Source organism: Streptomyces sp. NPDC057900 (assembly GCF_042887885.1).
Taxonomy (GTDB): domain Bacteria; phylum Actinomycetota; class Actinomycetes; order Streptomycetales; family Streptomycetaceae; genus Streptomyces.
On sequence record NZ_JBHVOI010000002.1, the window covers coordinates 1,553,789 to 1,560,130 of the forward strand.

General features: G+C 71.4%; 9 protein-coding genes. 7 read left to right on the forward strand and 2 right to left on the reverse strand.

All coding sequences use genetic code 11. The features are described from left to right. Nucleotides 1-6: 6 nt before the first annotated feature. The 5 genes from ACFVQ0_RS14260 (at nucleotide 7) to ACFVQ0_RS14280 (ending at nucleotide 3,511) form a co-directional block, all read left to right on the forward strand. Nucleotides 7-492 (forward strand): MarR family winged helix-turn-helix transcriptional regulator, encoded by a 486-nt coding sequence (locus ACFVQ0_RS14260; RefSeq protein WP_390087679.1) that lies wholly within the window; start codon nucleotides 7-9, stop codon nucleotides 490-492. Nucleotides 493-719: 227 nt separating this feature from the next. After that, entirely contained in the window at nucleotides 720-1,763 is a 1,044-nt protein-coding gene (locus ACFVQ0_RS14265) for an NAD(P)/FAD-dependent oxidoreductase (RefSeq protein ID WP_390087681.1), read from the forward strand. Further along, nucleotides 1,760-2,419, forward strand: a complete 660-nt coding sequence (locus tag ACFVQ0_RS14270) for an SAM-dependent methyltransferase (RefSeq protein ID WP_390087682.1) — start codon at nucleotides 1,760-1,762, stop codon at nucleotides 2,417-2,419. The genes ACFVQ0_RS14265 and ACFVQ0_RS14270 overlap by 4 nt, the downstream gene beginning before the upstream one ends. A 60-nt stretch (nucleotides 2,420-2,479) precedes the next feature. After that, nucleotides 2,480-3,034 carry a DinB family protein gene (locus ACFVQ0_RS14275; RefSeq protein ID WP_390087684.1) on the forward strand — a complete coding sequence of 185 codons (555 nt, stop codon included), beginning with the start codon at nucleotides 2,480-2,482 and terminating at the stop codon, nucleotides 3,032-3,034. A 117-nt stretch (nucleotides 3,035-3,151) separates the two neighbouring features. Continuing rightward, nucleotides 3,152-3,511 carry a hypothetical protein gene (locus tag ACFVQ0_RS14280; protein WP_390087686.1) on the forward strand — a complete coding sequence of 120 codons (360 nt, stop codon included), beginning with the start codon at nucleotides 3,152-3,154 and terminating at the stop codon, nucleotides 3,509-3,511. Nucleotides 3,512-3,555: 44 nt separating this feature from the next. Here ACFVQ0_RS14280 and ACFVQ0_RS14285 read toward each other — a convergent pair whose 3' ends face one another. After that, complete coding sequence (locus ACFVQ0_RS14285; protein WP_390087688.1) at nucleotides 3,556-4,455, reverse strand: LysR family transcriptional regulator; 900 nt, start codon at nucleotides 4,453-4,455, stop codon at nucleotides 3,556-3,558. Between the two features lie 70 nt (nucleotides 4,456-4,525). Between ACFVQ0_RS14285 and ACFVQ0_RS14290 the strand changes: the two genes are divergently transcribed. Continuing rightward, the gene (locus ACFVQ0_RS14290) at nucleotides 4,526-4,840 is read left to right on the forward strand and encodes a hypothetical protein (RefSeq protein ID WP_390087690.1); all 315 of its coding nucleotides are present in this window, start codon (nucleotides 4,526-4,528) and stop codon (nucleotides 4,838-4,840) included. 67 nt (nucleotides 4,841-4,907) lie between these two features. Here the strand turns inward: ACFVQ0_RS14290 and ACFVQ0_RS14295 are convergent, their stop codons facing one another. After that, nucleotides 4,908-5,525 (reverse strand): YceI family protein, encoded by a 618-nt coding sequence (locus tag ACFVQ0_RS14295; RefSeq protein ID WP_390087692.1) that lies wholly within the window; start codon nucleotides 5,523-5,525, stop codon nucleotides 4,908-4,910. A gap of 225 nt (nucleotides 5,526-5,750) precedes the next feature. Here ACFVQ0_RS14295 and ACFVQ0_RS14300 point away from each other — a divergent pair, with 225 nt between their 5' ends. Next, nucleotides 5,751-6,272 (forward strand): hypothetical protein, encoded by a 522-nt coding sequence (locus tag ACFVQ0_RS14300; RefSeq protein WP_390087694.1) that lies wholly within the window; start codon nucleotides 5,751-5,753, stop codon nucleotides 6,270-6,272. Nucleotides 6,273-6,342: the final 70 nt, after the last annotated feature.

Genomic DNA, 6,342 nt, shown 5'->3' on the forward strand with positions numbered 1-6,342 from the left:
CTTCCCATGACCACTTCGAGCAGCACCCCGGCCCCATTCACCCCGTCCCACGACGACGCCGGCCTCATCGCCCAGCCCATCGGATACTGGGCCAACGCGGCCGGCCAGGCGGTCGTCCAGAACATCCGGACCGCCCTCGGCGCCCTCGGCCTGACTCAGCCCGCCTGGTGGGTCCTGCACCACCTCAGCGAGCGCCCGGAGGGCTGGGGCCGCGCCGAACTGACCCGGTTCCTCAGGTACTACCCGAGCTCCGGCGACGATCTGGAGGGCGACATCGACAGCCTCGTCGTCCGGGGCCTGGTCACCCAGGACGCGGACGGGCACCTGCTGCGCACCGAGTCGGGCGCGGAGCTGTACTCCCGTGCGGCGGCACGGCAGTTGGAGCTGCGCCGTCAGGTGCACGAGGGCATCGCGGACGAGGAGTACGCCCGCGCCCTCAAGGTCCTCCAGCGCATGATCCACAACGTGCGTGGCGACGCCTGGCACCACTGATCCCGGCGGTACTTCTGCGGGCGCGGCCTACAGGGCCGCAGTCCCGTGCCCCGCCCCCGACGCGGAAGGCGGGCGCGGGCTGCTGCTGGTCTCGGCCCTCGCCCCTCGTGGGGGTGGGGGAGCGGAACCCCGGGAAGGTCGTCTGGTGCGAGTTTGCCGCTTCGGCAAGGATCTTTGCCGTCTGCGAGGAAAGCCCGCACCATCGTCCGCAGATGGAGGTGTTTCGCATGAGCGACATGACGACGCGGACGTACGACGTAGTGGTGATCGGTGGCGGTGCCGCCGGGCTGAGCGGGGCCCTGGCGCTGTCCAGGGCCAGGCGTTCCGTGCTGGTGATCGACGCGGGCAGCCCGCGCAACGCACCCGCGTCCCACGCGCACAACTACCTGGGGCGCGAGGGCCTGCCGCCCGCCGAGCTGCTGGCCGTCGGCCGCGACGAGGCCGCCGGGTACGGGGCCGAGAGCGTCGAGGGCGAGGCCGTGACGGCCGAGAGGCTGCCCGGCGGGGGGTTCCGGGTCGTACGGGAGGACGGGAGCGCCGTCACCGCGCGCCGGCTCCTCGTCACCACCGGGCTCGTCGACGAGCTGCCGCCGGTCCCCGGCCTGGCCGAGCGGTGGGGCCAGGACGTACTGCACTGTCCGTACTGCCACGGCTGGGAGGTGCGGGACGCACCGATCGGCATCCTGGCCGTGAGCCCGATGGCCGTGCACCAGGCGCTGCTCTGGCGGCAGTGGAGCGACGACGTCACCCTGTTCCTGCACCACGCCCCGGAGCCCACGGACGAGGAGTACGAGCAGCTCGCCGCGCGGGGCATCGCCGTGGTGGACGGGGAGGTGACCGGCATCGAGACGAGCGGGGACCGGCTCACCGGGGTGCGGCTGGCCGGCGGCCGGGTCGTGCCGCGCGGGGCCGTCGTGGTGCAGCCGCGCTTCACCGCGAGGTCGGGGGTGCTGGACGGCCTCGGGCTGCGGGCAGCCGCGCTGGAGGTGGGCGGGCACACCGTCGGTACGTACATCGCGTCCGATCCGGCCGGTGCGACCGAGGTGCCCGGGGTCTGGGTCGCCGGTAACGTCACCAACCTGATGGAGCAGGTCATCGGCGCCGCCGCGGCCGGGCTGAAGGCGGCCTCCGCCATCAACGCGGACCTGGTGGGCGCCGACACCCGCCGCGCGGTCGAGGCCCGCCGCGCACCCTTCTCGGCGGAGGCCGAGCGCCAGGTCTGCGAGAAGACGCTCGGAGACCGCCGTCACGGACTGCAGGAGACACGATGACCACCGACAGCACGCCGACCCCGACCGACGCGGAACTCTGGGACGAGCGCTACCGCGAGAGCGACCGGATCTGGAGCGGGAACCCGAACACCGCGCTCGTCCGCGAGGTGGAGGGGCTGACACCGGGGCGCGCCCTCGACCTCGGGTGCGGGGAAGGGGCCGACGCGGTCTGGCTCGCCCGGTGGGGCTGGCAGGTCACCGCCACGGACATCTCGCGCGTCGCGCTCGACCGGGCGGCGGAACACGCCGCGGAGGCGGGGGTACAGGAGCGGGTCGACTGGCAGTTCCACGACCTCGGGGTCTCGTTCCCCGAGGGGGAGTACGACCTGGTCACCGCCTCGTTCCTGCACTCGATGGGCGACCTGCCCCGGGAGGCGATCCTGCGCCGGGCCGCCTCGGCCGTCGCGCCCGGCGGGGTGCTCCTGATCGTCGGGCACGCGGGCTTCCCGGCGTGGGAGCACAACCACGCGGACATGGAACTCCCCACCACCGACGAGGTGCTGGCATCCCTCGAACTCCCGGCGGGGGAGTGGGACGTGCTGGTCAGCGAGGAGCACGAGCGGGTGCAGAACGACCCGGACGGGAACCCCACCACCCGTACCGACAACGCCCTGAAGGTTCGCCGCCACGCGTCCGGCATACAGGACGGGAACTGACCTATACGGGTTCTAGAGTCGTTCCTGACGGCGGAACAGGAACGACTGAAGGCGGAGACCATGAACGTCAACGAGCCCGACACCCGCGACGCGGCCGCGGCTTCCCTCGCCGGCGAGCGCGCCGATCTGCTGGAGGCCCTGGCCAAGCAGCGGCACTTCCTGCGCTTCACCACCCGCGACCTCACCGACGAGCAGGCCGGGCTGCGGCCCACGGCGAGCGAGCTCTGCCTGGGAGGACTGATCAAGCACGTCGCATCGGTCGAACGGGGCTGGGCGGGGTTCATGGTGCACGGGGCCTCGGCGATGCCGGACTTCTCCGCCATGACCGAGGAGGACTTCGCCCGGCGGAACGACGAATTCGGCATGCTGCCCGGAGAGACGCTGAAAGGCGTGCTGGCCGACTACGAGGAGGCGGCGGCCAGGACCGACGAGCTGGTCTCCACCCTGCCCGACCTTGGCATCAGCCATGCGCTGCCGAAGGCGCCCTGGTTCGAGGGGGACGCGCGGTGGTCGGTCCGCCGGGTGCTGATGCACATCATCGCGGAGACCGCCCAGCACGCCGGGCACGCCGACATCATCCGCGAATCGCTGGACGGCGCGAAGAGCATGGGCTGACGGGCTGACGGGCTGACGGGCTGACGGGCTGACGGGCTGACGGGTTGACCTGAGCGGTCCGGGTGAGGCCGGGGCGGTGGCCGTTACCGCCGTTCCGGCCTCGCCGTTGGGCCGATCATGAATACTCGACGCCTGACCACCGCGGTGGGCACCCTCGCCGCCACCGCTCTGCTCGCCCTCTCGGTGCCCGCCACCACCGCCCACGCCGCCGAGTGCGGGGTCCGCTCCGACGGCCGGCTGTACTGCGGCAACGCCGTGGGCGCGAAGGGATACGCGGACCGCTCCTACCGCTCCGCGACGCGCGGCACGCTCACCACCGGGTTCAACTGGTTCGCCTGCTGGGGCCACGGCGACCCGCACCAGGGCGGGAACGACATCTGGTACTGGACCCAGCTCGACAACGGGCAGTGGGGCAACGTCCCGGCCGTCTCCGTCAAGACCGGCGTGGACCCGGCCCCCGGCCTGCGCGAGTGCTGAACCGGCGGCCGTAGCAGGCCGGTTCGCGGCCCGGACCCGCCCATTCAGCCGACAGCACCTGAATCCTGGTGCGTGGCCGGGTTCGGCCGCGACCCGCTCGCGGAGACCGCGGCGTCGACGAACGAGGCGACGAGCGGCCGCTCGTCGAGCCGTGACCACGCCACGACCATCCGGCTGGGCGGCGCGTCGGCCACCGGTCTGTACACCAGCCCCGGGTGGACGGGTTCGACGGACGAGCGCGGCAGGATCGCGACCGTCCGGCCGAGCATGATCAGCTGAGTCATCTGGGCCACGTCCGCGATCTCCGGGCCGCTGCCGCCGATGACGCCGTCGCCGCTCTCGGGCACACCCTTCCAGCGCGGCAGCGTCTCGCCCGCCAGGTCGGCCATCCGGAGCTCCTCGCGACCGGCCAGCCGGTGCCCGCGCGGCAGGATCGCGACGCGTCCCTCGACCAACAGGGTCCTGTGGTCCAACCCGGTCAGATCGTCGAACGGCGCGTACAGCAGCGCGAGATCGGCCCGGCCGTCGCGCACATGGTCGGCCCGGTCGGTGGCGCCGCCGAACAGGACGTCCACCTGGCCGGCGCCCGGTCTGCGGGCGTACGCGGCGAGGATCCCCGACAGCAGGTTCGCGTCGCCGCCCGGCTTGATCACCAGCCGCAGATGGGCCTCGGGCGCACCCGCCCGGCGGGCAGCCTCGGCCGCCGCGCTCACCGCGTTGAGCGCGTGGCGGCCGTGATGCAGCAGCGCCTGGCCGGCCGGTGTCAGCGAGACCCGGCGGCTGGAGCGGATGAGCAGCTGGACACCGAGCCGCGACTCCAGACGCTGGACCGCCTTCGACAGCGCCGGCTGGGCGATGGACAGGCGCTCGGCGGCCCGGCCGAAATGCAGCTCCTCGGCCACCGCGACGAAGTACTCGATCTCGCGCGTCTCCAGGTCAGCCATGCCCACAGGTTATCGTTCGAGGCCCGATCGGTCTTGGACTCCGCCCCGGATGCCGGGGTTGGATTGACTCATGATTGACCACACGATGATCGTCTCGTTCAACGAACCTGTCCCGGACGCGGAGCTGGATCAGTTCCTGAAGGACATCGAACAGCTCATGCGCGACTCCGGGCAGACCACGTCGTTCTCTGCGGAGCACCACATCCGCGTGCCCGCCGACGAGCACAGCCCGGTGTTCGCCGCCACCGCGATCGTGCGGTTCGGCTTCGCGGATCTCGACGCGCTCAACGCCTCGTTCGCCGCCTCCGGGGCCGAGGAACTCATCCGGCGCTGGCAGGCCCGGTACCCGTACCAGGTCGTCTGGGCCAACCACCGGCCGCTCTGACGCGACCGCGCCCGCCGTCCGCTCCTCGCGGGGAGCGGACGGCGGGCGCACGGGCGTACTGCCGGGGTCAGGCCTGCGGTGCGGCGGCCTTGATCGCGGAGATGTCGAAGTTCAGCTTCACCTTGTCGCTGACCATCACGCCGCCGGTCTCCAGCGCCGCGTTCCAGGTCAGGCCCCAGTCGGAGCGCAGGATCTCGGTGCCGCCCTCGAAGCCGACGCGCTCGTTGCCGTACACGTCGGTCGCGGAGCCGTTGAACTCCAGGTCGATGGCGAGCGGGCGGGTGACGTCCTTGATGGTGAGGTCACCGGTGACGCGGTACTTGTCGCCGCCGAGCTGCTCGGCGGAGGTGGAGCGGAACGTCATGAGGGGGAACTTCTCGGCGTCGAAGAAGTCGCCGCTGACCAGGTGGCCGTCGCGGTCCGCGATGCCGGTGTCCACGCTGGCGATCTTGACATCGATCGAGGCGGCGGAGCCGGCCGGGTTGCTGCCGTCCAGCTTCAGGGTGCCTTCGTGCTCACCGAAGGAGCCGCGCACATTGGTGACCATCGCGTGGCGCACGGTGAAGCCGATGCTGCTGTGGGCCGGGTCGATCGTGTAGTCGCCGGTGAGGGCGGCCAGGGCCGGGTCGACGGCGGCGGCCGGGGTGGTCGCGGTGTCGTTGGACTTGCGGTTGAACAGAGCCATGGCTCCTCCTCGGGACGTGATCGAGCGGGGCTCGACGTGTTTGTTTAACCTTCAACGAGATTGACTGTAACCCCATCTAGTTCAAAGTTCAACATCAAGGGTCCAGGTCTGTCCGCGCGGCGCCGGGCATTCACGCGACCGTCACCCCACGCCCTCTGGCGGACGCGCGTAGAACTCGGGCACTATCTCCCTGCCCTCACATTGTCATGCACAGGAGGAGTCTCCATGGTGTCCCGTATGACGCTGCGCCCCGTCCTGACCGTTCTCGCCCTCGTCCTCGGAGTCCTCTTCGCCCCCGGAATCGGTGTCGTCTCCGGTGCGACGGACGCCTTCGCCGTCAGCAAGCTCACCCACAGCCAGGCGACCGCCAGATTCAGCTCGTCCGGCGTCACCTGGTCGTCCTCCGGCGGCTGCTCCAACCGGAACGTCTCCACCTGCACCTCGTTCGACCAGCTCAACCTCCCGAGCGCCCAGGGCGCCCAGACGCTGAAGAGCGCCACTGGCTGCGCGCTGAACATCACCGGCGGCACCGAGACCGGGCACGCCAGCGGCACCTACTCGCACTGGAACGGCTACAAGCTCGACTTCGGCAAGACCACCTGTCTCACCAACTACATCCACGGCGTGTTCAGTTACATCGGTCTGCGCGGTGACGGCGCGCCCCAGTACCAGTCCGGCTCCGGCAACGTCTACGCGGACGAGGGCAATCACTGGGACGTGACGTACTACAACTGCGGCGGCTGCTGACGCCTTCCGGTCCGCGCCCACGCATGACGGCGCCCCCGCCCGGAATCCCGGGCGGGGGCGCCGTCATGCG

What these genes read in the sequence shown, in the direction of transcription:
- ACFVQ0_RS14260 (WP_390087679.1), top strand. Translation starts at nt 7, where the DNA reads ATGACCACTTCGAGCAGCACCCCGGCCCCATTCACCCCGTCCCACGAC.
- ACFVQ0_RS14265 (WP_390087681.1), top strand. Translation starts at nt 720, where the DNA reads ATGAGCGACATGACGACGCGGACGTACGACGTAGTGGTGATCGGTGGC.
- ACFVQ0_RS14270 (WP_390087682.1), top strand. Translation starts at nt 1,760, where the DNA reads ATGACCACCGACAGCACGCCGACCCCGACCGACGCGGAACTCTGGGAC.
- ACFVQ0_RS14275 (WP_390087684.1), top strand. Translation starts at nt 2,480, where the DNA reads ATGAACGTCAACGAGCCCGACACCCGCGACGCGGCCGCGGCTTCCCTC.
- ACFVQ0_RS14280 (WP_390087686.1), top strand. Translation starts at nt 3,152, where the DNA reads ATGAATACTCGACGCCTGACCACCGCGGTGGGCACCCTCGCCGCCACC.
- ACFVQ0_RS14285 (WP_390087688.1), bottom strand. Translation starts at nt 4,455, where the DNA reads ATGGCTGACCTGGAGACGCGCGAGATCGAGTACTTCGTCGCGGTGGCC.
- ACFVQ0_RS14290 (WP_390087690.1), top strand. Translation starts at nt 4,526, where the DNA reads ATGATTGACCACACGATGATCGTCTCGTTCAACGAACCTGTCCCGGAC.
- ACFVQ0_RS14295 (WP_390087692.1), bottom strand. Translation starts at nt 5,525, where the DNA reads ATGGCTCTGTTCAACCGCAAGTCCAACGACACCGCGACCACCCCGGCC.
- ACFVQ0_RS14300 (WP_390087694.1), top strand. Translation starts at nt 5,751, where the DNA reads ATGGTGTCCCGTATGACGCTGCGCCCCGTCCTGACCGTTCTCGCCCTC.